Raw genomic sequence first — 25,467 nt, 5'->3', positions numbered from 1 at the left:
GCCGCTACACTGGCGCGATGAGCACCGAGGCTCGACCCGAGCGAGCATCCGCCGCACGCCTCCCTGCGCGCACGATCGCGCTGTACGCGATCGGCTCGCTGGGAACCGGCGGCTATGCCACGCTGCCCGGGCTCGTGCTGACGTACTTCCTCACCGACAACCTCGGGGTCGCCGCCCTCGCGGCCGGCCTGATCGTCACCTCGGCCAAGATCTGGGACGTGGTGATCGACCCGCTCATCGGCGCCGCGTCCGATCGGCAGCTGGCGCGCACGGGATCGCGGCGCGGTTTCATGATCACCGGAGCGATGACGCTGCCGCTGTTCTTCGCTCTCACGTTCGCGGTGCCTCCGTCATGGGGGCCGACGGCCGGAGCGATCTGCGTGCTGCTCGCCTTCCTCGCGACGGCGACCTCGTTCAGCCTGTTCCAGGTGCCCTACGTCGCGCTCCCCGCCGAACTGACCGGCAGTTACGACGAGCGCACTCGTCTGCTCGGCTGGCGCGTGATCGTGCTCACCGCAGCCATCCTGCTGTTCGGCGCGGGCGGGCCCGAACTGCGCAGAGCGGGCCCGGATCAGGTGATCGGATACCTGCTGATGGGCATCGCGGCGGGTCTGGTGATCGGCATCGGCATGTACGTGGCGTCGAAGACGGCGGATGCGGCGGCGAGCCGCGTCGCGCCCGCCTCCCCCACGGAGCATCCGCCGAGCGTGAGGGAGCAGTACGCCTCGGGATTCCGGGCCCTGCGCCGCAGCCAGCCGTTCCGCGCTCTGCTCACGACCTTCCTGCTTCAGGCGCTCGCGACGGGAACCATGCTCGCCGGCGCGCAGTACGTGGCCACTTGGGTGCTGCGATCGGAGGACGCCGTGACGCTGGTGTTCCTCGCACTCGTCGGGCCCGCGCTGCTCGCGACACCGGGTTGGACCTCGATCGCACGCCGCATCGGCAAGGAACGCGCGTTCCGCATCGCCAGCGCCGTGTTCACGATCGCCGCCGCCTCCATCACGGCGGCCGTCTGGGCTCCCGGTGCGTGGATCTATGCATCCGTCGCCGTCGCCGGCATCGCCTACGCCGGTCTGCAGTCCCTGCCGATGGCGATGCTGCCCGACGTCATCTCGCACGACGAACGCACGAACGCGCCCGGGCAGGCCGGAACCTTCACCGGAGTCTGGACCGCAGGCGAGACCGTCGGCTTCGCCCTCGGTGCGACCTTCGTCTCGCTCACGCTCGCCGCGACCGGCTACGTGTCAACCGTCGCAGGCGCGACAGCGCAGCAGCCGGATGCCGCCGTCACCGGCATCGCGCTGAGCTTCAGCATCCTGCCCGCCGTGCTCATGGCCGCGAGCATCGTGGCTCTCTCTCGCTACCGTCTGCGCCGGAGCGACATCGAGGCCTGAGCCCGCAGCGGGACGAAACGCCTCTTCCGCACCCCGACCTCGTCCTCCGGCATAAGCTGGGATCCCGCTTTAAGGAGACGCCGATGACTTCTGCGACAACGCCCGCCACGAAGACGGATGCCGCCCCGCCTGTGATCGCCGAACTCAGTGATGGTCAGCGCGCGGATCTCGACACGGCGATCGGCGAGCTGCAGACCGGCACCTCGATCTGGTCGGCGCTGACGATCGCACAGCGTGTCACCCTGCTTCGAGCGGTGCGCACGAGCGTCGCATCCGCTGCCGAAGACTGGGCGAACACGGCATCGGCTTCGAAGGGTCTCGACGCCCGGCATCCGCTCCGCGGCGAGGAGTGGCTGAGCGGCCCGTACAGCGTGCTCGGCGCACTCGACGCGTACATCGAGACGCTGTCCCGACTCGCGAACGGCACCAACCCTCTCGACGGCATCAAGATCGACCGCGCGCCGGGCGGGCGCACGCGGGTCCACGCCTTTCCGCTGACCGGCATCGATCGATTCCTGTTGTCGGGTTTCACCGGCGAGGTATGGCTCGAGCCCGGCACCACCCCGAATCAGGCGCGCGCCGCCGCCGGGCTCGCCCAGCGCACACCGACCGAATCCGGCGGAGTCGGCCTGGTGCTCGGCGCAGGCAACATCACCTCGATTCCCGTGCTCGACGTGCTGTACGAGCTGCTCGCGCACAACCGCACCGCTCTGCTCAAGGTCAATCCCACGCAGGACGCTCTGGTGCCGGTCTACAAGCGCGCATTCGCGCCGCTCATCGAACCGGGGCTCCTCAGGATCGTCCGCGGCGGCCCCGCGGTCGGCGCCTACCTGACCGGGCACCCCGATCTCGTCCACGTGCACATCACGGGATCGGCGGCGACCTTCGACGCGATCGTCTGGGACACGGGCACGGCCGCCACACGCCGCCGACGCGAGACCCGCCCGCAGTTGAAGAAGCCGATCACCGCCGAGCTCGGCGGGGTGTCGCCGATCATCGTCGTCCCAGGCGACTGGACCGCCGCAGACCTCACGTACCAGGCTGAGCACATCGCCACGATGCGCCTGCAGAACAGCGGTCACAACTGCATCGCCGGCCAGGTCGTCATCCTGTCGAGCGACTGGGCGCAGGCCGACCAGTTCCGTGCCGAGCTCCGCCGCGCCTACGCGAACGCCCCCGAGCGACCGATCTGGTACCCCGGGGCGCCCTCTCGAATGGGGCTTGCGGCAGATGCATACCCTGACGCGCTCGTGCTCGGCGATCGTGTGCTGGTCGAGATCGGCGACGGCGACGACTCCGCCGCCCTGCGCAGCACCGAGTACTTCGCTCCCGTGCTCGGCGTCGTCACCGTGCCCGGTTCCGGACAGGCCTTCCTCGACGCGGCCGTCGCCTACGCGAACGACGAGCTGCAGGGCACGCTGGGTGCGAACCTGCTGATCGACCCCGCGACCGAGAAGTCGCTCGGCACGGGATTCGAGAGGGCGATCGCCGACCTGCGCTATGGCTCGATCGCGATCAACGGCTGGACCGCGTTCGGGTTCATCACTCCGACGCTCACGTGGGGCGCCTTCCCGGGCAGCACGATCGCCGACGTCGGCAGCGGGATCGGTGTCGTGCACAACGCCCTGCTGCTCGACGCAGTGGAGCGTTCGGTGATCCGCGGACCGTTCCGGCCGTTCCCGCGATCACTGCCCGGAGCCAACGGCGGCGGGCGGCTGACGATTCTGCCGAAGCCGCCCTGGTTCGTGTCGGCTCGCACCGGCGCCGACGTCAGCGAGGGGCTCACGAGGTTCCGGGCGAACGGCGGCGCGGCCCTGCTCCTGAAGACTCTGCTGAAGGCACTGCGCGCGTAGCGCTGCGCGTACCCGCCGGTCGTTGAGCGAGCGAAGCGAGACGAAACGTCGTGAGCCGATGTTGAAACCCGGAGAACGCGTTTCGTCTCGGTCGCGGCACTCCCTGGCTCAACGACCGGGATAAGCCGCCTGCCCCCGCGTCAGCGCGCCGCGAAGCGATCGGTCGCCGCGCGGAGGGCGCGCTGGATGCCGGGCTCGGCGGCTGAGTGCCCGGCGTCGTCGACGACCACGAACTCCGCTTCGGGCCAGGCCCGGTGCAGATCCCACGCGGTCATCATCGGCGTGCACACGTCGTGCCGCCCCTGCACGATCACGGCGGGGATGTGCCGGATGCCGTCGACCCCCGCGATCAGCTGCCCTTCCTCCCACCAGCCGCGATGGACGAAGAAGTGGTTCTCGATGCGTGCGAACGCGATGGCCCTGTGCGCATCAGACATCGAGGCGATCTGCTCGGCGTCCGGCACGAGCGTCACGGTCGAGGCCTCCCACGTCGTCCAGGCGACCGCGGCGGGTTCGTGCACGGCCGGATCGGGATCGAACAGCCGCCGATGGTATGCCTCGATCATGCGGGTGCGCTCGAGCACGGGGATGGGCGCGACGTACGCCTCCCACAGGTCGGGGTAGAGAGCTGCGGCACCGCCCTCGTAGAACCACTCGAGCTCCTCGCGGCGCAGCGTGAAGATGCCGCGGAGGACGAGCTCGGTGACGGCATCCGGGTGCGCCTGCGCGTAGGCGAGCGCGAGCGCGCTCCCCCACGAGCCGCCGAACACCTGCCAGGCGGCGATGCCGAGGTTCTTGCGCAGCAGCTCGATGTCGGCGATCAGATGCGCCGTGGTGACGTAGCGCAGGTCGGCGCCGGGATCGCTCGCGTGCGGCGTGCTGCGTCCGCAGCCGCGCTGATCGAGCAGCACGATGCGATACGACTCGGGGTCGAAGAACCGCCGCTGCCAGGGTGAGGTGCCGCTGCCCGGTCCGCCGTGCAGGAAGACGACCGGCTTGCCCTCGGGGTTGCCGCTGACCTCCCAGTACATGCGGTGGCCGTCGCCCACGAGCAGTTCGCCCGTCTCATACGGCTCGATCGGCGGATACAGCGCATCCAGATTCATCGTCATCGATCCTCCAGATCACAGACCTACCCCTGAACGCTACTGGGGTCCGAGCTGATCCCCTGGGAGCGTGAACGTCGCGGCGCACACATCGAGACCGTTGGCGTACCCGTTCGCGAACCAGAACTGCCGTTCCTCGCTGGTGCCGTGCGTGAAGCTCTCGGGGTTCACGAAGCCGCCGGACTGCTCCTGGATGTGGTCATCGCCGACCACGAGGGCGGCGTTGAGCGCATCGCGGCGCTGCTCCTCGGTGGACGGCTGCAGATAGGGGACGCCATCGGCGTCCTTCTCCTCGGACATGCGCGCGATCCACGCTCCCGCATAGCAGTCGGCCTGCAGCTCGGTGCGCACGCTGTTGCTGTCTGGTCCGGTGCCGTTGTTCGGATACTTGTCCATCGTGCCGGTGATGTACTGGATGTGGTGCCCCCACTCGTGCCCGACGATGTAGAGCTGCGCGAGCTCGTTGGCGGATGCTCCGAACTGCTGCTGCATGAGCTGGAAGAACGTCGGGTCGATGTAGACCGTCTGATCCGGCGGGCAGTAGAAGGGGCCCACCGCGTTGGATGCCGTGCCGCATGCGGTCGTGGCCGACCCGTCCACGACGACCATTCCCGGCTTCACGTAGCCCGTGACGTTGTCCTCCCAGAACGCGTTCAGTGCGACTTCGGCTCCCGCCATGCGGCAGTCGACCTTCTCATTCGCGTCCTGACCGGTCTTGCACTCCGTGAGACTCGACTCCTCGGGCGAACCCGCACCCCCACCGCCTCCGCCGCTGCCGTCGCCGGACGGGATCAGTCCCGTCAGGTCGATGCCCAGCAAAGGCCCCGCGATCAGCGCGATGATTCCGAGCAGACCGATGCCACCGGCGCCGGCGACGACGGCTCCCCGCCCGCGCCGACGTGTCGTGTTGGTCGAGATGTCGGCATCCGGATTGAACGTCATGGATCGAGGGTACTCCGGGGCGGCTGCCGTCGTAGGCTCTGAATATGACCACGACCATCACGATCACCGGTGCCGGCGGACAGATCGGCTACGCACTGCTGTTCCGCATCGCCGCAGGAGATCTCCTCGGTCCGGATGAGAAGGTGCGGCTGCGGCTGCTCGAGATCCCGCAGGGCCTCGGAGCCGCCGAAGGCGCGGCCCTCGAATTGCAGGACGGCGCGTTCGGGCTGCTGGAGGACGTGGAGGTGACGGATGCCGCGGCCACCGGTTTCGACGGCTGCGATCTCGCTCTGCTGGTGGGCGCGCGGCCCCGCGGGCCCGGTATGGAACGCGGCGATCTACTCGCGGCCAACGGTGGGATCTTCGGGCCGCAGGGCCGCGCGATCGCCGAGAACGCGGCGCCCGGAGTACGCGTGACGGTCGTGGGCAATCCGGCCAACACCAACGCGCTGATCGCCGCCGCATCGGCCGAGGGGGTTCCGGCCGAACGCTTCAGCGCGCTCACCCGGCTCGACGAGAACCGCGCACGGGCGCAGCTCGCGCAGACCCTGGGCATGCCGGTCGACACGGTGCGGCGAGTGCCGATCTGGGGCAACCACTCCGCCAGCCAGTTCCCCGACATCTCTCACGCCACGGTCGCGGGCCTTCCTGCATCCGAGGCGCTGGCGAAGATCGTCGGCGACGTGCCGACGTGGCTGGAGCAGACCTTCATCCCGCGCGTCGCGAAGCGCGGCGCCGAGATCATCCAGGTGCGCGGATCGTCATCCGTCGCGTCCGCGGCGAGCGCGACCATCGACCACGTGCGCGACTGGGCGCTCGGAACCGACGACTGGACCTCCGCTGCCGTGGTGTCGCACGGCGAGTACGGCGTTCCTGAGGGCCTCATCTCCTCGTTCCCCGTGCGGTCGATCGACGGCGAGTGGCACGTCGTCGAGGGGCTCGAGATCGACGACTGGGCCCGAACGCGCATCGACGCCTCGGTGGCCGAACTCGTCGAGGAACGGGACGCGGTCCGGGCCCTCGGGCTCCTCTGATCCCGCTGCACCTCCGGCACGTCGAGACGGCGTATCCCGAGGCGCTCCGAGCAGGGCAGAATGGATGCCGGAGGTGCGCGATGAGCGAGACGAACGAGACGGCGAAGTCCACGGCATCCGTCGACGAAGCCCTGACCAGCCCTTTGCACCTGCCGCACGCCGCGGCCGAGTGCCCCAAGTGCTTCACCGAGCTGCAGCAGAACCGCGACTTCTGGTCGGCGCGCCCTGACGGGTCGCGTCTGGTCGGCCTCGTCGTGTCGCGCGAGGGGATGCCGTCGGTCGTCGAGCAGCGTGAAGACCTGACGCGCTTCGGAGTGCCGATCGAAGGGTTCCGGCATCCCGCCCCCGACATCCTCGAGAGCTGGAGCGACCGCATCGCCCGGCTGATCGCGACCCTGCGCACGGGCGACGTGCTGGTCGTGGCGAACATCAACGCCCTCGGCCGCGATGCGGAAGAAGGCAACCGCGCCGTGGCGGAACTGCGCCGCCACGGAATCATGGTGAAGGTGCTCAGCCACAACGCGCGGCACCTCGCCGACGCCTCCCGCTGAGCCGCAGACCGCGAGCATGCGAAAGCCGACTGCCACCCGAGAGGGTGACAGCCGGCTCAGACGCTGACCGCGTCAGTGACTCACAGTGTCACCAACGGTTGCGGTTGCGGTTCTCCGTGGACTGCGCGTCGGACGAGTCCTGCGAGACCTGACGTCCGATGTCGTTCAGCAGAACCTTCATCTCGGTGAGAGCCGAGTTCCACTGCGCCTTCGCCTGGACGTAAGCCTCGGAGGCCTCACCGGTCCAGTCCGCCTGGAGCGGCTTGAGCGCGTTCTCCATGTCGTTGAGCTTGTTCTCGATCTTTCCTGCGCCTGCGACGAGGTCGGAACCCGCCGTGTCGACGGCGCCGAACTGCATCTTGTAGCCGTTACCACCCATGATGTCTAATCCCTCCGGTCTCAGCCGAGACGGCCCATGAACTTGTTCTGCGCCTGCGCAGAGTCGTCGTCGGTCTGCGTGTACGTCGACTGCGAGTCGCGAAGGTTCTGTTCGAACCCGTCGAGCGCGCTGGTGATCTTGCGTGACTTCTCCTGCCACGCCTGGAAGGTCTGCTGGAAGGCGGCAGCCCCCGAGCCGGCCCACGATGCGCTGATGCCGGACAGCTGGTTCTGAATCGCGTTCAGTTCACCGATGATGTCCGTCTTCGAGCTGTTGACGATACTGGCACCCCGCTGCAGGGCACCATCCGCTGCGGAAACTTCTCCGGCCACGGTCACCTCCTGGTCATAAGGGCCTGTTCGCCCCGATTGGTTCAGCCCCTGGAAGGGCCGTGACGCCGATGCCCGGCGACAAATAACACCTTACGGCGCTCGGGCGGGGATGCCCATGGGTAGCTCTGCCCACCTTCGCTCCATCTGCCCCGAAGGCCTAGAGGTGCGATGACGGCGCGTATGCGAGCTGCATCGTCTGCACTCCGCGCTCCCGCGTGATCACCTTCGCCCGCCCGGGAACGGCCGGCGTCGCCTTCACGTTGCCGATCAGCGGCCCCTCGTCGGGGCTTCCCGACAGCAGGATGCCGGGCACCGCGAGGTCGCGGAGCGTCTGCATGACCGGCTCGAACGTCGCGCGCGACGCCCCTCCGGAACGGCGTGCGAGCACGAGGTGCAGGCCGACGTCCGTCGCCTGGGCGAGCAGAGGCTGCAGCACGGCGATGGGGTTGCCAGACTGCGTGTTGACGAGGTCGTAGTCGTCGACCAGCACGTAGACCTCGGCACCCGACCACCACGAGCGGTCGCGCAGCTGCTGCGGCGTGATGTCGGGGCCCGGCAGCCGGCTGCGCAGGTACTCCGCGAGTCCGGCCAGCTCCTCCGATACCTGCTGTGCGGTGGTGTAGTAGCCGGCGAGGTACTCATCGGGGATCTCCGAGAGCAGCGCGCGCCGGTAGTCGACCACGAAGATCTGCGCGGACTTCGGGGGGGTCGTGCGCATGACCTCGTGCGCGAACGTCCGCAGGAAGCTCGACTTGCCGGACTGGCTGTCGCCGAACACGTACAGGTGCGGGTTGCGGCGCACGTCGAAGGCGCTGGGAGCCAGCGCGGCCTCGTCGACACCCAGCAGAACCTGGTTCTGCAGGGGCGTGCCCGCCGCGAGCTGCTGCAGCTGCGAGAGCTCGAGCATCTCGGGCAGCAGGCGCAGCTTGGGCCCGCGCGGGCCCTTCCACGCGGAGTTCACCCTCTCGATCAGGTGCTCCACGCCCTCGCTGAGCGTGTCGGGGTCACCGGAGCCGTCCACGCGCGGCAGGGCGGTGAGCATGTGGTGCTTCGACGGCGCGAGTCCGCGCCCGGGGCGTCCGATCGGGACGTTCGCGGCCACCTTGCGGTCGATCTCGGAGTCGCTGGTGTCACCGAGTCGGAGTTCCAGCTTCGATCCGAAGGTGTCGCGGATCGCGGTGCGGAAGTCCATCCAGCGCGTCGTCGTCGCGATCAGGTGCACGCCGAACGTGAGCGCCCGACCCGCCAGCGCCTGGATCTCGAACTCCATGTCGTCGAACTCGGCGCGGATCGTGGGCCAGCCGTCGATCACCAGGAAGACATCGCCGTAGCCGTCATCCGCCCGTCCCTGAGCGCGCAAGCGCCGGTACGTCTCGATCGAATCGATGGCGTTCGCCGTGAAGTACCGCTCGCGGGCGTTGACGATGCCCACGACCTCCTGGAACATGCGCCGGAGCACGTCCGGCTGGTTCCTGCCTGCGACGCCGGCCACGTGCGCCATCTTGGAGAACGGCACGAAAGTGCCGCCGCCGAAGTCCATGACGTAGAACTGCACCTCCTGCGGCGTGTGGGTCAGTGCGATTCCGGTCACCACGCTGCGCGCCAGCGTGCTCTTGCCGCTGCGTGCGCCGCCGACGATCGCGAGGTGGCCTCCCGCGCCGGTCAGGCTCATCACGAGGCTGTCGCGACGCTGCTCGAGAGGGCGGTCGACGATGCCCAGCGGAATCGTCAGCGGACCCGCCTGACGCCAGCGGGGCGAGATCAGACCCAGCTGCGGATCCTCGATCAGATCGCCGAGCATCTCGTCGAAGGTGGCAGGCACGTCGAGAGGAGGCAGCCACACCTGATGGGCGGGCATGCTCCGGCCCTTCATGAGCGAGACGGCGATGTCGAAGGTGACGCGCTTCTCAGGCGCCTCCGGCCCTGCGAAGCCCTGCGCGGGCGTCTGCTCGTCGGTCGTCTCCTGCGCGAGGACGGGAGCCGCGGTGAACGCCCTGGCTTCGATCGCGCGGACCGGCTGCCCGCTGTCGGCGGACTCGGGTGCCGAGCCGGGCTTGCGTCGTCGCGTCTTCGGCGGTGCGGAGACATAGGCGGCCCGGAACTGGGTGAGCGTCTCGGCATCGGACTTCAGGATGCCGTGGCCGCCGCCACCGGGAAGCGTGAACGCGTCGGGCACACCGATGACCGCACGTGAGTCGGCGCCCGAGAAGGTCTTCAGACCGATCCGGTACGACAGGTGCGAGTCGAGGCCTCGGAGCTTGCCCTCTTCGAGACGCTGGGTCGACAGGAGCAGATGCACCTGCAGGGATCGACCGAGGCGGCCGATCGCGACGAACAGCTCGGTGAAGTCGGGTTTCGCCGAGAGCAACTCGGAGAACTCGTCTGCGACGATGAGCAGCGCGGGCAGCGGTTTGAGGTCGGTGCGTCCGCCCTTGCGCGCGGTCTCGTAGTCAGTCACATTGGCGAAGTTGCCCGCATCGCGCAGCAGCTCCTGCCTGCGCGTCATCTCTCCCTGAATCGCGTCCTGCATGCGATCGACGAGCGTGAGGTCGTCGCCGAGGTTCGTGATGACGGCTGACACGTGCGGCATGTCGGCCATGCCGGCGAAGGTCGCGCCGCCCTTGAAGTCGATCAGCACGAAGTTCAGCGCCTCTGACGAATGGGTCATCGCGAGCGACAGCACGAGCGTGCGGAGCACCTCGGACTTTCCCGAGCCGGTGGCGCCGATCAGCATGCCGTGCGGCCCCATGCCCTGCTGCGCGGACTCCTTGAGGTCGAGGACCATGGGCTGCCCGGTGGCGGTCAGTCCGATCGGCACCCGCAGCCGATCTCGCGCCGAACGCGGCTTCCACGCCAGCTCCGGATCGAAGTCGCGCACATCGGGCAGCGCCAGAAGGTCGGTCAGCTCTGCGCTGATCGTGCGGCTGCCGCCGGCGGCATCCTCGTCCTGCGCGCTCTCGCCCAGACCGGTGAGCCGTCGTGCGACGGCCTCGGCCGAGGCGATGCCGAGGAAGTCGGCGGATGCGGAGACGGTGCCGACTCCGCGTCGGGCGACGGTGAGCTTCGAGCCCTCCTCGCCGTCGAGGATGAGCCGGATCGTGAGCGGGTCTGCGAGCTGGTCCCACTCGCGGGCGATGTCGATGACGGTCACGCCGTCGACTCCGCCTTCTTCGGTCAGGAGGTTCCCCGGTGGCAGGTCGACGCCGTCGGTGATGACCACGACGTGGGGTACGGCTCCGCCACCACGTCCGCTCACCGGGCCGCGTGAGCGGATGTCGGCGATCAGGGACTCGACCTCAGCCCACGAGGAGCCGATGCGGCGCGCACCTCCGACGGCATCCGTCCTGCTGTCCGACTGCGCGTGCGGCAGCCATTTGATCCATTCCCAGTACGGCAGTTCGACGCCGGAGGCGACGACGGCGATCTGCAGGTCCTCCGGAGCGGCGAAGGTCACCAGGTGCGCGATCATCGCCCGGGTCAGGCCGCGGGCACGGGTCACGTCTCCGACCAGCTCGATGCGCGCGCAGGTGCCGATGTTGAGCCCGAACGGCAGGTCGGGAACCTGATCGTGCGTGAGGACGAAGCGGTGCGCTGCGGAGGCGCTGACGGGATCGAGCTGAGCGAGCGGCGGGATGGGCGCCTCGTCGAGCGTCATGGCGAGCGGCTGGGTCGCCGTGCCCACTCGCGTCACCAGGAACTGCGGGTCTCCGACGGGTCGCTCCCAGACGCGAGAACCCTCCTCGACGATGAACGGCAGTGTCTCGGGTGCGGGGAGGATCCACTCCTCGTACCGACGCTGTCGCGATGCGACCTCACGCACCGCGTCGCGCGTCTCGGCGAGGTAGGCGAGGTACTCGCGGCGGGTGTTCTCGACGTTCGTGGAGTGCTGCGACTTCTGCCGCCACATCTGGCCGCCCACCATCGACAGCGCCATGAAGAGGAACAGACCGCCCATGATGTAGGTCCGGGTCGCGTCGCCGCCCTGGGTGAGGGAGAGCACTGCCACCGATCCGAGGCTGCCGACCATCGGCAGGGCCATCATGAGCGTGTTCGACGCGCCTTCGGGCTTCGGGAGTTCCGGTGCCTGCTGCAGAGTGAGTTGGCCGCCGGCCGGGGGTTTCGGCGCACGGCGATTACTGGTGATGCTCACGACTGGCCCTCCTCGAGTCGCTTACTATTGTGTCAGGATGCCGAGATGAACCGGTATGGGAGCTGCGGAACTTCGAGGGGCGGGGATGTCAGCGAAGACGATTCGCCTCACCGTCGCCGACGCGAACGGGCGACACGATCTGGTCGTCGCCGCTGACTCGACCGTGTCGGAGCTGCTCGCGGTAGGCGGAGTCGACCTGCGGCGATACGTCGGGATCACCACATCCGGCGCGGCGATCGATCTCGACAGCGAGGTGTCCGTCAGTCCTGGCGACGGCGGGGTGATCTGGCTGTTCGACCGCACCCAGACCGCGACGCGCACGGATCCGACGTCGAAGAGCGGCTCTCCTGTCGCCCGTCAGCACCACCCGCTGCTGCTCGCCCTGCTTCTGGTGGTCACCGCCGTCCTCGTCCTGTGCGCCGTGATCGCGCCGACACCGCTGATCGTGTCGGCGGGTGCGGTGCTGCTGCTCGCGGGCGCCGTGGCCCTCCTCGCCCAACCGGTGGCGGACTCGACGATCTACGTCGCCTTCGTCGCTCCTCTGCTCGGCTGCGCCGCCGGCGCCGTGGCGCTCGCACCGTTCCGAGACGCCGGCGGCATGATCGCGGCTGGGGCCGTGGCGGGCGCTGCGCTCGCGTGCATGCGTCACGCCCAGGCGCGGGTGAGCGGGCCCGTGCCCATGGCGACGACGGCCGTCATCGCCATGCTGTGGTCGGTCCTCGCCGTCGTCGACACCGCGGCGTTCCTCGCAGGCGTTCCGGCGGCGACGATCACAGCTGTGCAGCTGGCCTGCGCCGTGCCGGTCTTCCACTACATCCGCGCCGCCGCGCTCGACGTCGACGCGCACGACCTGATCGATACGCCGTTCGTCATCCGCGACGCGCAGGGTCTCCGATTCGAGACTCCGGTCGAGCCGTCTCCTGTGCACGCCGACGAGGCCGCCAGGCAGTTCCTGCTCGCCCGTCGCCGCTCGGAGGCGGGGATCATCTCGGCCTGCGCGCTCGCCCTGCTGTCGGCGCTGTACACCGTTCCGGCTGCGGTCGGCCCCTCCATCGAGACGTGGTGCGTGCTGGGCGGGGCTCTGGGAGCCGGCTGCTACTTCCTGCTCACGTCGCGCATGCTGCGAAACGGTCTCGCGCGCGCTGCCGCGCTCGCCACGGGCACCGTCATCGCCGCGCTCGCGGCGGGCGCCCTGGTCATCACGTTGCAGCTCAGCGCCCTGCTGGTCGCACTGATCCTTGTGCTCGCAGGAGCCGTCGTGGGGTGCCTGACGGTGCCCCTCGCTCGCGACTGGCGCTCCTTGGGCTGGTCGCGCACCGGAGACATCATCGAAGGCGTGCTCCTCGCCCTGGCTCCGGCGGCGCTGCTGTACGGTTCCGGGATCGCCGGACAGATTCTGGAGGTCTTCTCGTGACCATCTCTCCACCGGCAGCACCGCTGCGGTCGCAGGCACGGTCGGCGGCTCCCCGCGCGGTGACAGCGGCGGGGGTGCGTGCCACGGCGGGACAGCGCGCCGGCGCGTACCTGATCGACATCGCGATCATCGCGCTCATCGGCACCCTGGTGGGACTCGCCACGGGTTCGCTCCTGCTGGTCGCCGTCGCCGTGATCGAACTGTGGGCGATCGGCTGGATCTGGGAGGGCCACACCGGCGCGACACCGGGGAACCTGATCTGCGGCATCCGAACGGTGCAGAAGAACGCGGATGTCAGCGTCGGCGCTCGTGGCCTCTTCTTCCGCAGCCTCGTGCTCGGCGTCTCGCACGTCGTACCGGTGCTGCTGCCGGTGGGTCTCACCGCCTCAGGGCTGCTCGACGGCCTCGCCGGGGCGCGCGTGATCGACGTGCGCAAGACCCGCCAGTCGGCGGCGAGCGGAGTGGGCCGTGACCTCGACCTCGAAGCGCGGGTGACCGGCGGCGGTTCCTCGACGAGTGTCATCGCAGCTCAGCCGGGAGTCATCACGCAGACTCCTCTCACACCACCACCCGCGCCGGGCGTCATCACGCACGCCCCCGGCACGCCGGCGCCCCCTGCTCCGACGTCTGCCGGCCAGGCGCCGATCGCACAGCCGCCGGCACCCGCGTCGGCGCCGCTCGTCGACGTCGGGGGCGTCCCGGTGTTCCAACTCGTCGACGGCACTGTGATCCAGGCGACGGGCTTCGGGTTCATCGGTCGGGCGCCGCGCGCCCCGGAGTCGATCCCCGACCCGATCCTCATCCGGGTACCCGACGGCACGAGGTCGCTGTCACGGACCCACGCGGCGTTCGGCATCGAAGACGAACAGGTCTGGGTGCAGGATCTCGGTTCGGCCAACGGCGCGTCGGTGCGTCATCTCGGCGGCAGTGTCACCGAGCTCTCGCCGCACGTGCCCAGCTTCCTCGTGCCCGGCGACGTTCTCGTGCTCGGAGGTGACGCCGAGCTGGCCTTCCAGCGTGTGGCCGCGCGCGGGGCCCGGCCCGCGGCTGCGTCATCGGCCGCAGTCCCTGCACCCGCCACAGCCGCCCCTCCCCAGGAGAACGCACCCCCCGCACCGCCGGTTCCGGAACCGGCACCCGCACCTGCACCTGCACCTGCACTGGTGATCGCCATGCAGTTCCCGGATGGGACGACCGTCCCCATCCGGGGCCTGGGCTACATCGGGCGCGCTCCGCGTCTGCCCGAGGGGGAGCACCCGGAGGCTGCGCTGGTCGCCGTTCCCGGCGGCGACCGCTCGGTCTCGCGGACGCACGGACGTTTCGGCATCGTCGACGGGCAGACCTGGTTCGAGGACCTCGGTTCGGGCAACGGCTCGTCGCTGCGCACGCCCGACGGCCGTTCCGGTCCGATGACCCCCCACCAGCGCTTCGGTCTGCTTCCCGGCATGGTGCTGCAGATCGGCGACTGCGTCATCCGGGTCGTCACCGTCTGAGCCCGGCGGGAGGAACCGCTCCCGAGGCAGACGAAAGCCGCTCCACCCGCCTGGGCAGGGGAGCGGCTTTCTCGTATGGAGAGCGAAGGGCTACCAGCCGAGCTCTTCGCGTCCTTCGGACGTCGAACGTCCCGCGGCGCCGGCGGCTCCGATGTCGGGCACGGCCTCATCATCGGCTTCGACCTCGAAAGCCATCAGATCCTGGCCACGTCGACGCTTGCGCTTGTCACCACGTCCTCCGGCGCCAGCGCCGCCGGCGGCGCCTCCCGCCATGACTCCGCCGCGGCCGCCGTTCGCCGCACCGGACTGCGCGACGACTCCGGATGCCCCGGCGCCGCCCGCACCGCCCACGCCACCTGGTGCGCCGACCCCGCCCACCAGGCCTGCGCCGCCGCTCAGGCGGTTCGCGAGACCGGCGCCGCCGGCGAGACTCGCCCCTCCGGAGAGGCCGCTCAGGCCACCGCCGACCGATGCAGAGCCGCCTCCGCCAGTGCTTCCGCCGGGAAAGCCTCCGTTGCCGCCAGGTCCCACACCGGGCACTTCGCCCCCGATGTTGCCGTCGATGCGTGGATCGTCGGGGTTGTTCGGGTCGGGGAATCGCGGGTCGTCGATACGAGGAGGATCCACGACATGCGGAGGATCCACGACACGCGGCGGATCGTAGATGATCGGCGGGCGCCTGATGGTTCCGTCGCCGTCGCCGTTTCCACCGGTGACTCCCGATCCGGTGCCGCCGCCCGTGACGCCTCCACCTGTTCCGCCGCCGGTCGTTCCGGAGCCGCCGACCTGCCCGTTTCCACCGGTCTCGTCGTCGTCTGAAGGATCCGGCTGGGGCTCCGGCTCGTCGTACTCGGTCGTCGGCATCCCGTCGATGATCTCCTGGAGGCGCGCGTCGAGAGCGGCGGCCATCTTCGCCGCCTGCTCCTCCTGTGCAGCAGCCGCCTGGTCCAGGTAGTACTGCTGAGCCTCGGATGCCGTCATCGTGACGCCGGGCGACACCTGCACGGGGCTGTCGGTCTTGGCCGCCATGTCGACGGTGCTCTGCTGTGCGGGGGTGAGTCCGGAATCGGGCAATCCCGCCGTGCCGCTCGCGGTGTCCGCGAGGGCTTGGTTCGCCTGCTCGAACGCCGCGCTCACCGCGCTCTGGTAGTCCACGAACTTGTCCAGGTCGGCGCGGATCAGCGACAGCGCCTCGGCGACCGTCACGCCGTAGTCGCCTCCGAAGCCTTCTGTGCGTGCAGCCTTCTGGACGCTGGTCGTCGCCTCAGTCGTGGCCGTCTGCGCGGCGGCCTGCATCATCGCCTGTCCGGATTGGACACCGAGCACTGCGATGCTCGTTCGGTTGGCCTTCAGCCTTCCCAACCGCTCAAGGTTCTTTCCCATGTTCGCCCCCTCAGGCCTCGATCGTACGGGTGCCGAGAATCTTCTCGAGCTGTGCGGAGTACCCGTCCTTCTGGGACTCGTTCAGCTGGGTCGTCTCCTTGATGGCGAGAGCGATGTTCTCGGCTGCCGCTCTCAGGTTCGCCTCGATCGCATCCAGCCACTTGAGCGCAGAGGCGTACCTCGTCGTCAGCGCTGCGGCGAGTGCGACGGAGTTGCCGTCCGCGGTCCACAACGAGGTGGTCTGGCCTTCGGCGAGATTCGCCAATGTCGTCCGCGAGGAGACGATCGAATCGTACGCGTTCACCACCAGATCGACCTGGGTCTCGGCGGTTTCCAGATCCATCTCCAAGAACCGCTGCATCTTGATCACCATTGCGTTTCCCTCCGACGTTGCGCACGACGATACTAGTCCGCGCACGCGGTACGTCTCCATGGGTAGCAGTCCCCATTGAGGAGCCCGTTCGGAGACGGCTTCGGGTCTGCGAACTACTACTGCGTGCTGCAGGACACCGTCGCTTCCGCGCTGACGCTTCCCATCAGCTCCCGTTCCTCCCCCTGAACGTCCATGGTGGTGACGTACTCCTGGAGAGCCTCGTCCGACAGGTCCGAGTCGTACACGTACTGCCCCCAGCAGGCGACCCACTCCGGGTCGTCATCGTATTGGTGCATGCCGGAACGCTGAAGGTCGGCAAGGATCGTCTCCCCCAGCTGATCCGGCGAGGGCCGGGCATCGCTCGCGTCCGTCGTGGGCGAGTCCGACGGTTGCGTCGTCGAGGTCGACGACGTGCCGGTCGGCGCGGGGCCCACCGGATCAGTCGCGTTCGCGAGCAGCGACGCGATCAGCACGATGGCGCCGATCGCCCCGCCCACGACGGACAGGATCATCCCGATGATCGACGGCCACTTCGGCGCTCCCTTCCGGAACAGCCCGATCAGCGACACCACGAAGGCCGCGACCAGCACGAACGCCCCAACGCCGAACGTCGCCGGAATACACGCCAGCACCGTGCCCAGTACCGCGAGGCCGAGGCCGACGAAACCCAGAACCGGCGACACCCGGGCAGCAGGCGCGGGCGTCACGGGGGCGGCCTGCGGGCCAGCCGCGGCGTGGGCGGGAGCGTAGTCATCCGTCCACCGCGCACCGTCCCACCAGCGCTGCCGCCCTGAACCATCGTCGTACCAACCCGCCGGCATGCTCATCCGTGCACCCTCCTCAACGCCTCAGCTTTCACCACGCGAACACTCATCCTACGACCGCGACCACTCGCGACGACGACGGGCATCGGGGCTGCGGGCGGACTCAGGACGCTGCGCCGACGAACGCGTCCCGCGCGAACGCCTCGAGAAGATCGAGATCCTCGGTCGTGACGATTCGCGCCCCGACCGCGTGTTCGACGAGGCGCGAGCGCGCGGAGTCGGGCAGCTCGCCCGCCCCGTTGCGCTCCAGACCGCGGACGCCGTGCCGGCCGAACTTGTCGATCAGACTGCCGAGACGACGCTCGAGCTTCTCCTGCGACCAGCCCAGACGGCCGGCGACCTCGTCCAGCGGAGGCAGCCGCACCGACCCCGGCGCGTTCAGCCGCAGCATCGGCTCGGCCAACGCGGTCAGCACGATCCGCTGCATCGGCGAGAGCAGCCCTGAGACGCCGTCGTCGGCAGACGTCGTCCACGGAGTGGACACCTGGTAGAACGGCGTCTCGGCGATGAGGGTCAGCTCGTAGGTCGTCTCGCCCGCGGTGAACATCACCACGGTCGAGTCGAACACGAGCGGCATCGACCCGCCGGGGGCGAGCCACGACTGCGCCATCCCGTCAGCCGAGGCGACCGAGGCCGTCAGCCGCGAACCGACATTCGCCAGCCGCCAGATCCCCTCGTGCTGCGCGATCTCGAGAAAGCGCCGATGCACGTACTGGTTGTCGTCGATGGACAGATCGGCGCCTCGGCCGATCACGAACGTCGTCCCCGCAGGGATGCGTTCGCGTCGACCGTCGAAGTCGAGGACGATCGCGCCGCCCGACGCCGCTCCGGCGCCGTCGACCCGTCCGATCTCCGCCGTCGTCATGCTGCCGTGTGGCGCGGCCATGCTCCGCCGGGGAAGGCGCTGGCGGCGCTGAGCTCACTGGTCACGGTGGTCATGAAGTCGGCGGCAGCCTGGTTGGCCGTCATGATGATGTCAACCAGGCTCACCACGTCGGCGATCATCGCGACGATCTCGGCGATGATCGTGACGACGCCGGCCGGTGCGCCCCACACCGACACGATCTCGGCGATGCCGAGGCCGACGCCGATCGCAGTCATGAGGACTGCGAGCGAGAAGTTCACCCAGAAGTCGACGATCGCGTCCGCGAACGTGTTCAGCTGCTCATCGACCATCTCGCACTTCGCGTAGACGCTCTCGGATGCCGGGTTCTGCAGCTCCACTCGCGCGGCGTAGGCGTCGTGCGATGCGCCCGTCCAGTGCCCCGTGCTGGGCAGCGCGGTCAGGACGACGGTCGACGTGGCCACCGTGGCCGGGGTGCCGACGGTCTGCACCCAGCTCGTTCCGGTCTGGCGGAGCAGCGCCGGGTTGCCGACGAAGGCGAAGATCTGCGTCGTCTTCTGGATGGCCTCGTTGACCTTCTCGAACATCCTGCCGATCAGATCGTTGAGCTTGTCGATCAGATCGCCGATCAGCGGGATGTGGCTTGCGAGCTCGAGGACGCCGTTGATGATGTCGACGACCGAATTCGTCTTGTCGAGGATCTCGTCGAACTTGGACGTCGAGCGGGCGACATCGCCCGCGTTGTCGCCGCCGCCGTGCGATCCGCTGCCGCTTCCGTGCGAACCGTTGCTGCCGCCCCTGCCGGCACCCGAACCCGGACCTCTGCGAGTACTAACCATGATGACGTCTTCCTTCAGTCGTGAGTTCTGCGATCAGCTGTTCAGTCGGGTCTGCCAGGCCGGAGCCGCGACCGGCTGGGCCGGCATCGGCTGACCGAAAGCGTCGAGCGGGGGGTGCAGCCGGATCGCCTCGTCGCCCTCGCCCTCGGGGGTCGGAGTCGGCTGCCCGTCCGTGGTCGCCTCGTCGTCGCGCGGCTGCTCGGAGACGTCGCCATCTGCATCGGACTCGGATGCCGGCGCATCGTCTGCGTCGCCTGTGCCACCGGTCTCATCCGTGCCACCGGTCTCACCTGTGCCACCGGTCTCACCCGTGCCGCCGGTCTCACCCGTGCCGCCGGTCTCACCCGTGCCGCCGGTCTCACCCGTGCCGCCGGTCTCACCCGTGCCACCGGTCTCGCCCGTGCCACCGTCGACGTCGCCGTCGATGTTCGCGTCGTCGACGATCTCCGCTTCTCCGCCATGGTCGAGGCCGGTGGCCTCGTGGTGAAGCTCAGCGGCCTGGTCGCGCAGTTCGGCAGCCTTGTCACGGAGCTCCGCGGCGTCTTCACGAGCATCCGTCATCTCTTCGATGGCGTCGTCGCGGCTCTCTTCGAGCTTCGCGATCTGCTCGCGGATCTCCGCGGCTTCGGCGCGCTGCGCGGACGCATCGGCTCGGAGCGCTGCGGACTCCGTCCGCGTCTGCAGGGCGTCGGCCTGGTCTCCCGCCGCTTCCTGCTGCTCGGCCTTCAGATCGAGCTCGGTCGCCCGGTACTCGGTCTCGGTCGCACTGCTGTCGAGCTCTGCGGCGCGCTCCTCGAGCTCGTCGATCTGCGCGTCGAGAGCCTCCGCCTGCTCCTGAGCCTTGTCGGCGTGCTGATCGGCCTGATCCGCCTGCTTGTCGAGCGCATCGGCGCGAGCGTCGAGCTGGTCGGCCTTCGCGTCGGCTTCGGCGCGCGCCTCCTCGTCACCCGTCTCGCCCTCGAGGGAGCCGTCCACCCGGGGGTCGTCGACCTGCGCCGATCCGCCGCCGGTCCCGCCACCACCGGTTCCGCCGCCGGTGCCACCGCCGCCGGTGCCGCCACCGCCTGTTCCGCCACCGGTGTCGCCGGTGCCGCCGACGTCCTTCTTCTCGTTCTTCTCCTCAGCGGCCTCCTGGTCGTCATACGCCTTGGCGGTCAGCCGGAGCGAGTCGGCGAAGCCGGTGTGCGCTTCCGGCGCCGTGCCGAGGACCGCGACCATGGTCGCCTGGAAGTTGTTGTAGGCCGCCGATGCCTGTCCGCCGATGAACGAGAAGGCCGCGGCATCGATCGTGAGAGCCTGGGCAGCGGATTCGATCGACGCATACGATTCCGATGCCGCCTCGAACTTGCCCGCGTCCTCGTACAGCGTGTTGGTGTCGACCTCGACACCCTTCTCGCTTCCCGAGGTGAAGGACGATGCTGCCGGCTGCGCCGGCGGAGTGGGCAGAACCGACTGGCCCTGCGTGCTCGGCAGCGGCGTGGCCGTGGGGGTCTGCAGGCTCGGGCTGCTCATACCGCCGCCTCCGCCGGAGAAGAGATGCGTGCCCGCGCTCACCACCTCGTCGAGCGGGGTGGCCGCATCGAGCACGTTGCCGAACGCGCCGAGGACATCGCCCTCCATGACGTTCTGACCGAAGTCGACGATCTCGTCGACCGGGTTGACCGCGTCGACGACATCGCCGACGGCATCCAGAATTCCCATTGCTGTGCTCCCTGCCTCAGCGGATCGCGCCCATGCGGCGCATCAGCTCGTGGGGGTTGTGCGCGATCTTCGCCAACTGCTCGATCGCGGGGAAACCCTCGTACTTGTTCTCTCGTTCCCGCGCGGACATCGCCATCACGTTGTTCATGGCGCGGACGATCTCTTTCTCGATCACTTCGTCGTTCGTGTTGCGCACCCAGCGCTCGTCGAACTTCACGGCCGAGATGGTGTCGCCTTCGCGCGTGACGGTGATGGTCTTGGCCGCGTTCACGCCGTCGCGCGGCTGACGGGCGCGCTGCGCCCGGTACGCGAGGAAGTCCTGCTGCTCGGCGTCGGCCGCCGCGTACATCTCGCGCAGCTTCTCACGGCCCTCGATGCCCCATGAAGAGCTCGGGTCTCCCAGCTGAACCGGCTCCGGCGCGGGGAGAGGCGTCGCTTCGCCCTTGTCATCGGCGTTCTCGGAGTACGCCTTCATCCACTCACCGGCGCGCTGGCCGACAGCATCCTGGTAGCACGCGCTGATCACGACGCCGAGCGACTCTTCACCGATCGTGTCGCGCCAGTCCTCATCGAGCACCAGCGACTGAACGGCGCCGTTCGCGGCGAGAGTGAGGGCGACGGCTCCCCGCTCGTCCTTCACGGTGATCGGAGTCAGCCGTTCCGAAGCCGTGGCGAGCGCACGCAGTTCGCGCTGCAGCTCGCCGGCCGTCTGCTGCAGTTCCGCCATCAGACGGTTGGCGTCCGCCATATCCAAGCTGACCATGGGCTCCTCTTCCGTAGACCGTTGAGGCAATCCTACGAAGCGGTGCGCGATGACCATAGGGGGAGAAGTCCCCATGCCCGCGTTCAGCGCTGCGCGCGGCGCGCCCGCCCTCGTGCGAGCAGCAGCGTGATGACCGAGATCGTCGCGGCCGCGCCGAAGCCCCACCCGACGATCTCCCGCGCGGGATCGAGCGGGTCGGCGTCGGGCTCGATCGAGATGGTCCTGGTCGGCTCCGGCGTCGGCTCGGCTGCCGGGTACGCCGGAGACTGCGGGCCGGGAAGCGACCCGTCGTCGACCAGGGAGAGCGCCTCCGCCGGGCGCACCTCGCCCCACCCGACCGTGTCGCTGCGCTCGGCCGGAGAGACGCGCATCGCCGACTGCGTCAACCGGAACGCCCACTGGTCGGGGGTCTCGGCCGGGTAGCGTGCGGCGACGAGCGCCGCCGCACCCGAGACCACGGCCGTCGCGTAGCTCGACGACGCCGAGTCTCCGTTGAACACGCAGTCGCCACCCGAGATGTAGGCCGAGGGCATCGACTGACCCGGGGCGGCGACGTCGACATGCGCCCCCGCGTAGGAGGAATCCGCATTCCACGTGCCGTCCGTCAGCACCGCCGAGACGGCAAGGGCGCCGGGCAGCTCTCCGGGGTAGAAATGCGCGGGGTCCGGGCTGTTGGCGTTCGCCGTGTTGCGGTTTCCCGCGCTCGCGACCACGAGCGAACCGCGCGCGTGCGCATAGGCCACCGCGTCGGCGTAGAGGTCGGCCGACTGGTCGTCGGACAGCGAGACGTTGATGATCTGCGCGCCGTGATCGGCGGCCCAGCGGATGCCGGCCACCACCGACGCCGCGGTCGGCCCCACGAGATCGCGCGAGGACTGCCCGTCCTCCGGCGCGGACTGGAAAGCCCGCACCGGCATGATCTTCGCCTCGGGTGCGATGCCCACGACCCCCGAGCCATCGGCCGGCCGGGCCGCGATCAGACCGGCCACGGCCGTGCCGTGGCCGAACAGGTCGTCGTCGGCGGGGGCGGAACCGTCGCCGAAGGTGCTGACCCCGGGAACGAGGGCATCGGCGAAGTGCACGTTGCCCGCCTCGACACCGGAGTCCACGACCGCGACGGTGACCCCGCGTCCGCGGCTGAGCGTCCACGCGTCCTCGAGTCCCAGCCGCTCGACGAGATAGCTCGACCCCGAGACCAGCACCTGCGACCCGGGGGTGCACTGCTGTCCTGCGTCGATCACTGGAACCGACCGGGCATCTGCATCCGCGATGAGCGAACCGGTCGCTCCCGCGGTTCCCAGCATTGCCACGATGCCGACGATCGCCGCTGCGCCTCTCAGAGTGCGCGTGCGCATCAGCCCCCCTGCCCCGGCGCCGTCCTCTGCGCGATGGCCCGGCTGAGCGTCGGTCCCTGTTCGAGCAGCTGGGTCCACGAGGCGGGCACCGTCACCGAGTCCTTCGTCGAGTACCCCAGCAGCGCCAGATCCTCTGCCGTCTCGACGGGGAAGTACACGCCTGCTTCCGAGACGAAGCCGTAGGTCGCACCCTCGCCCCTCGAGCGCGAGGTGATCGCCGCTCCCGCTCCGGGCATCACCCGCGTTCCCGGTTCGAGATCCTGCGGGCTGGTCGCCACCGACACGACGGGTCCGTCTGCCGTGGGCGTCATCTGCAGGCAGGCCGTCGATCCGTCGCCCGACGGAGCGGGGGCGTTCTCGGGCCAGTCCTCGGGAACAGCATCCGAGTTGACGTCGGCGAGGTCGGTCGCCTCGGCCACGGTCATGACGACGGGATCCACCCCGACGTACGCCGTCAGCAGCTGGCGCGCGAAGGGCGTGGCCGGCACGAGTCGTCCGTCCCCGTCGGCGATGTACTCGTTGACGACTTTGCCATCGGCCTGCGTCTGCACGGCTTGACCGACGACGAGGCCGGCGGCTCCTGCATCCTCACCCAGCTCGCTGCCCAGGTCGACGGCAAGGGGCGATCCCGGTGAGACGAGGTTGAGCCACAGGGCCGAGACGGTGGGCACCGACTTCACGTCGTCGATGCCGAGGAACACGCTCGCGACTACAGCGACGTTGTCCTCCGCCACGGCGTATCGCCGAGAGCCCTCGACGAACCAGTACCTGTCGCGGTCGTCCTTCACGAGGGCGCCCTGATCGAGCGAGCCGACCCGATCCCCGAGGAGCCGCGTCGACATCTCCAGCGGGCGATCGGCGGCGACACAGCTGAGCCAGGCATCGGTGTACTGCCGGTCGGGGGCCGGGAGGTAGTCGGGGGCGTCGTCGATCCCGACCGGAGACGGGTCGCGGCTGATCCCGTCGAGCTTGTCGGCCGGCACCGAGGTGATCTTCACGGAACCGACCAGAAGTCGAGCGCTGGCGAGATTCTTGACCGGATAGAGAGTGCCGTCGAGAGCCACGTAGCGGGAGCCCTCGCCCTGCACCACGATGATCGCGCCGTCCCGCCAGTCCTTCGGCAGCGTGCCGGAGAACGTGCCGATCAGCAGCGAGACGATCACGGTCAGGACGCCGAGGGCGACGCTGACCACGACGCCGCGCAGCGGCTTTCCGGGAGGCAGCTCGCGCCCGCCGGGGGCGCCGCTGACGAATGCGCGCTGGAGACGTCGACGGTTGAAGGCCTGTGCCTGCAGCAGCTCGGATTTGGATGCCATGACTCAGAACCAGCCTCCGGCGATGATGGCCAGCGGCAGCAGCAGCGCGATCGTCGCCCACTCGGCGAAGTCGGCGAAGCGGGTCAGCGCCAGTCTCGTCTTCGGGTTCAGCAGAACGACCACGATGATGCAGACGGCCACCGCGGCGAGCCCGACGACGAGGCCCCCGATCCAGGAGGGGTGGGCGACGACGGCTGTCACGACTCCCATGGCCACGCCGGTGAGGACACCGGCGGCCACGGCCACGATGTCGAAACGCGAGTACACCTGTCGTGTTCCCAGGAACATGCCGATGTACGTCACCGCGCACAGGAGGAGCCCCCAGAATCCCGATGCGACGACCGGCACGGTCGCCACCAGGACGATCACGCAGAGCGAGATCCGCAGCGACACCTGATACCGGTGCGCACGGCTGTAGAGCTTCGCCACCTCGGCAGGAGAGATGTGCGTCGGAGCGTCGTACACCTCGGACTCGTCTCGTGCCGACACGACGCGCAACGGCACCGAGGCCAGCGCCACCCAGGGGGCGCCGAGTCCGGCGATACCTGCGATCGCCATCGCCGCCGCGAGCGTCCCCGCGACCGGTGCGTCGAGCCAGGTGATGACCGCGCCGATGACGAGGAGCACACCGCCGACCGCGATGGGGATGAGTCCGTACTCGCGCAGCTTCTTCAGCGCGAGCAGCGCGATCACGCCGAACACGAGCATCGCGGCGCCGCCGACGACGAGAGGCAGCCCCCAGGGGTCCGCGTCCGGAAGCAGCGTGTATCCGGCCGCCCCCGCGTAGACCGACGAGACAAGAGCCAGCGACATGGTCGCCTGCTGCGGGGCGCCGGTGCGCGCCATCACTAGTGCGCAGATCAGAAGCACCACCGCTGCGGCCCCCGCCCCGGCGGCCGTGATGATCGTGCCCGTGTCGACCCATGCCCACACGGCGGGCACCAGGCCGAGCAGCAGAAGCACGGAGGCGACCACGGTGGCGGTCGTCACAGAGTTCTGCAGCGACCAGGCCGGTGCGTTGTGCTCGACGGCATCGGCGACGGCTTCGACCAGGTCGTCGTAGCGCTTGGCGAGCGCCGCTGATGCACCCTGCTCGAGAACGAGGAGGTCGCCGTCCTGCACGCCCTGAGCGGCAAGCGTCCGGTCGCCGTCGAGCGTCTGGCCGTCGGCCTGGACGAGCCGGAAGCCCGAGGACGCCGAGTGGCTGTCGAGCATGCGCAGACGCCGCGTCAGCGAGGGGAGCACTTCGGCGACGGGAACGCCGCCGGGGACGCCGACATCGATCCGCTCGGATTCCCACTGCACCGACAGGCGCATGAGCTGCGATGATGCGGCAGCTGTCGTCTGAGGCGACATCGATCCCCCTGCTTTTCTTTGAACACGCGCGTTTCACACTATCGCGCGTACGGTCGGCCTCCGGT

At 69.3% G+C, this 25,467-nt stretch carries 21 protein-coding genes; 6 read left to right on the top strand and 15 right to left on the bottom strand.

From position 1 onward, the window contains the following. Window positions 1-17 precede the first annotated feature (17 nt). Both QFZ53_RS05290 and QFZ53_RS05285 read left to right on the top strand, forming a co-directional pair. Complete coding sequence (locus QFZ53_RS05290; RefSeq protein WP_307294320.1) at window positions 18-1,394, top strand: MFS transporter; 1,377 nt, start codon at window positions 18-20, stop codon at window positions 1,392-1,394. Window positions 1,395-1,477: 83 nt separating this feature from the next. Continuing rightward, window positions 1,478-3,247: an aldehyde dehydrogenase family protein gene (locus tag QFZ53_RS05285; protein ID WP_307294318.1), complete on the top strand. Its 1,770-nt coding sequence runs from the start codon at window positions 1,478-1,480 to the stop codon at window positions 3,245-3,247. Between the two features lie 140 nt (window positions 3,248-3,387). On the opposite strand, the gene pip is transcribed toward QFZ53_RS05285, so the two are convergent. Further along, window positions 3,388-4,359, bottom strand: a complete 972-nt coding sequence (gene pip / locus QFZ53_RS05280; RefSeq protein WP_307294315.1) for a prolyl aminopeptidase — start codon at window positions 4,357-4,359, stop codon at window positions 3,388-3,390. Between the two features lie 33 nt (window positions 4,360-4,392). Continuing rightward, window positions 4,393-5,295: a KPN_02809 family neutral zinc metallopeptidase gene (gene ypfJ, locus QFZ53_RS05275; protein WP_292907961.1), complete on the bottom strand. Its 903-nt coding sequence runs from the start codon at window positions 5,293-5,295 to the stop codon at window positions 4,393-4,395. Between the two features lie 44 nt (window positions 5,296-5,339). Between ypfJ and QFZ53_RS05270 the strand changes: the two genes are divergently transcribed. Next, on the top strand, window positions 5,340-6,329 hold the full coding sequence (locus tag QFZ53_RS05270) for a malate dehydrogenase (protein WP_307294313.1): 990 nt from the start codon (window positions 5,340-5,342) through the stop codon (window positions 6,327-6,329). A gap of 80 nt (window positions 6,330-6,409) precedes the next feature. Further along, complete coding sequence (locus QFZ53_RS05265) at window positions 6,410-6,880, top strand: recombinase family protein (RefSeq protein ID WP_307294311.1); 471 nt, start codon at window positions 6,410-6,412, stop codon at window positions 6,878-6,880. A gap of 88 nt (window positions 6,881-6,968) precedes the next feature. Here the strand turns inward: QFZ53_RS05265 and QFZ53_RS05260 are convergent, their stop codons facing one another. The 3 genes from QFZ53_RS05260 to eccCa form a co-directional block, all read right to left on the bottom strand. After that, window positions 6,969-7,259, bottom strand: a complete 291-nt coding sequence (locus QFZ53_RS05260) for a WXG100 family type VII secretion target (RefSeq protein WP_292907967.1) — start codon at window positions 7,257-7,259, stop codon at window positions 6,969-6,971. A gap of 20 nt (window positions 7,260-7,279) precedes the next feature. Beyond that, the gene (locus QFZ53_RS05255) at window positions 7,280-7,591 is read right to left on the bottom strand and encodes a WXG100 family type VII secretion target (RefSeq protein ID WP_292907969.1); all 312 of its coding nucleotides are present in this window, start codon (window positions 7,589-7,591) and stop codon (window positions 7,280-7,282) included. Between the two features lie 157 nt (window positions 7,592-7,748). Beyond that, window positions 7,749-11,741: a type VII secretion protein EccCa gene (eccCa, locus tag QFZ53_RS05250; RefSeq protein WP_307294304.1), complete on the bottom strand. Its 3,993-nt coding sequence runs from the start codon at window positions 11,739-11,741 to the stop codon at window positions 7,749-7,751. 85 nt (window positions 11,742-11,826) lie between these two features. On the opposite strand from eccCa, the gene QFZ53_RS05245 reads away from it, so the two are divergent. Next, window positions 11,827-13,155: a hypothetical protein gene (locus tag QFZ53_RS05245; RefSeq protein ID WP_307294302.1), complete on the top strand. Its 1,329-nt coding sequence runs from the start codon at window positions 11,827-11,829 to the stop codon at window positions 13,153-13,155. Further along, on the top strand, window positions 13,152-14,648 hold the full coding sequence (locus QFZ53_RS05240; protein ID WP_307294300.1) for an FHA domain-containing protein: 1,497 nt from the start codon (window positions 13,152-13,154) through the stop codon (window positions 14,646-14,648). Before QFZ53_RS05245 ends, QFZ53_RS05240 begins: the two co-directional genes overlap by 4 nt. Window positions 14,649-14,738: 90 nt before the next feature. Here QFZ53_RS05240 and QFZ53_RS05235 read toward each other — a convergent pair whose 3' ends face one another. The 10 genes from QFZ53_RS05235 to eccD form a co-directional block, all read right to left on the bottom strand. Continuing rightward, on the bottom strand, window positions 14,739-16,031 hold the full coding sequence (locus tag QFZ53_RS05235) for a hypothetical protein (protein ID WP_307294297.1): 1,293 nt from the start codon (window positions 16,029-16,031) through the stop codon (window positions 14,739-14,741). A 10-nt stretch (window positions 16,032-16,041) separates the two neighbouring features. After that, the gene (locus tag QFZ53_RS05230; protein ID WP_292907979.1) at window positions 16,042-16,404 is read right to left on the bottom strand and encodes a hypothetical protein; all 363 of its coding nucleotides are present in this window, start codon (window positions 16,402-16,404) and stop codon (window positions 16,042-16,044) included. A 116-nt stretch (window positions 16,405-16,520) separates the two neighbouring features. Next, window positions 16,521-17,231 (bottom strand): DUF2510 domain-containing protein, encoded by a 711-nt coding sequence (locus tag QFZ53_RS05225; protein WP_307294294.1) that lies wholly within the window; start codon window positions 17,229-17,231, stop codon window positions 16,521-16,523. Between the two features lie 100 nt (window positions 17,232-17,331). Beyond that, entirely contained in the window at window positions 17,332-18,114 is a 783-nt protein-coding gene (locus QFZ53_RS05220; RefSeq protein ID WP_292907983.1) for a hypothetical protein, read from the bottom strand. Beyond that, a complete protein-coding gene (locus QFZ53_RS05215) occupies window positions 18,090-18,911 on the bottom strand; it encodes a hypothetical protein (RefSeq protein WP_307294292.1) in 822 nt (273 codons plus the stop codon). Before QFZ53_RS05215 ends, QFZ53_RS05220 begins: the two co-directional genes overlap by 25 nt. A gap of 33 nt (window positions 18,912-18,944) precedes the next feature. Further along, a complete protein-coding gene (locus QFZ53_RS05210) occupies window positions 18,945-20,612 on the bottom strand; it encodes a hypothetical protein (protein ID WP_307294290.1) in 1,668 nt (555 codons plus the stop codon). A gap of 16 nt (window positions 20,613-20,628) precedes the next feature. Continuing rightward, entirely contained in the window at window positions 20,629-21,375 is a 747-nt protein-coding gene (locus tag QFZ53_RS05205) for a hypothetical protein (protein WP_292907988.1), read from the bottom strand. Between the two features lie 83 nt (window positions 21,376-21,458). Beyond that, window positions 21,459-22,730: a S8 family serine peptidase gene (locus tag QFZ53_RS05200; protein ID WP_307294285.1), complete on the bottom strand. Its 1,272-nt coding sequence runs from the start codon at window positions 22,728-22,730 to the stop codon at window positions 21,459-21,461. Next, a complete protein-coding gene (gene eccB, locus QFZ53_RS05195; RefSeq protein WP_307294281.1) occupies window positions 22,730-24,046 on the bottom strand; it encodes a type VII secretion protein EccB in 1,317 nt (438 codons plus the stop codon). The genes QFZ53_RS05200 and eccB overlap by 1 nt, the downstream gene beginning before the upstream one ends. A 3-nt stretch (window positions 24,047-24,049) precedes the next feature. Then, the gene (eccD, locus tag QFZ53_RS05190; protein ID WP_307294279.1) at window positions 24,050-25,402 is read right to left on the bottom strand and encodes a type VII secretion integral membrane protein EccD; all 1,353 of its coding nucleotides are present in this window, start codon (window positions 25,400-25,402) and stop codon (window positions 24,050-24,052) included. Window positions 25,403-25,467: the final 65 nt, after the last annotated feature.

The organism is Microbacterium natoriense, from assembly GCF_030816295.1.
Taxonomy (GTDB): domain Bacteria; phylum Actinomycetota; class Actinomycetes; order Actinomycetales; family Microbacteriaceae; genus Microbacterium; species Microbacterium natoriense_A.
Note: the sequence above shows the minus strand (reverse complement) of the source record. Positions and strands in the feature narration are given on the sequence as shown.

Coding starts and splice junctions, on each gene's coding strand:
- QFZ53_RS05290 (WP_307294320.1), top strand. CDS start 18: ATGAGCACCGAGGCTCGACCCGAGCGAGCATCCGCCGCACGCCTCCCT.
- QFZ53_RS05285 (WP_307294318.1), top strand. CDS start 1,478: ATGACTTCTGCGACAACGCCCGCCACGAAGACGGATGCCGCCCCGCCT.
- pip (WP_307294315.1), bottom strand. CDS start 4,359: ATGACGATGAATCTGGATGCGCTGTATCCGCCGATCGAGCCGTATGAG.
- ypfJ (WP_292907961.1), bottom strand. CDS start 5,295: ATGACGTTCAATCCGGATGCCGACATCTCGACCAACACGACACGTCGG.
- QFZ53_RS05270 (WP_307294313.1), top strand. CDS start 5,340: ATGACCACGACCATCACGATCACCGGTGCCGGCGGACAGATCGGCTAC.
- QFZ53_RS05265 (WP_307294311.1), top strand. CDS start 6,410: ATGAGCGAGACGAACGAGACGGCGAAGTCCACGGCATCCGTCGACGAA.
- QFZ53_RS05260 (WP_292907967.1), bottom strand. CDS start 7,259: ATGGGTGGTAACGGCTACAAGATGCAGTTCGGCGCCGTCGACACGGCG.
- QFZ53_RS05245 (WP_307294302.1), top strand. CDS start 11,827: ATGTCAGCGAAGACGATTCGCCTCACCGTCGCCGACGCGAACGGGCGA.
- QFZ53_RS05235 (WP_307294297.1), bottom strand. CDS start 16,031: ATGGGAAAGAACCTTGAGCGGTTGGGAAGGCTGAAGGCCAACCGAACG.
- QFZ53_RS05230 (WP_292907979.1), bottom strand. CDS start 16,404: ATGGTGATCAAGATGCAGCGGTTCTTGGAGATGGATCTGGAAACCGCC.
- QFZ53_RS05225 (WP_307294294.1), bottom strand. CDS start 17,231: ATGAGCATGCCGGCGGGTTGGTACGACGATGGTTCAGGGCGGCAGCGC.
- QFZ53_RS05220 (WP_292907983.1), bottom strand. CDS start 18,114: ATGGCCGCGCCACACGGCAGCATGACGACGGCGGAGATCGGACGGGTC.
- QFZ53_RS05215 (WP_307294292.1), bottom strand. CDS start 18,911: ATGGTTAGTACTCGCAGAGGTCCGGGTTCGGGTGCCGGCAGGGGCGGC.
- QFZ53_RS05210 (WP_307294290.1), bottom strand. CDS start 20,612: ATGGGAATTCTGGATGCCGTCGGCGATGTCGTCGACGCGGTCAACCCG.
- QFZ53_RS05205 (WP_292907988.1), bottom strand. CDS start 21,375: ATGGTCAGCTTGGATATGGCGGACGCCAACCGTCTGATGGCGGAACTG.
- QFZ53_RS05200 (WP_307294285.1), bottom strand. CDS start 22,730: ATGCGCACGCGCACTCTGAGAGGCGCAGCGGCGATCGTCGGCATCGTG.
- eccB (WP_307294281.1), bottom strand. CDS start 24,046: ATGGCATCCAAATCCGAGCTGCTGCAGGCACAGGCCTTCAACCGTCGA.
- eccD (WP_307294279.1), bottom strand. CDS start 25,402: ATGTCGCCTCAGACGACAGCTGCCGCATCATCGCAGCTCATGCGCCTG.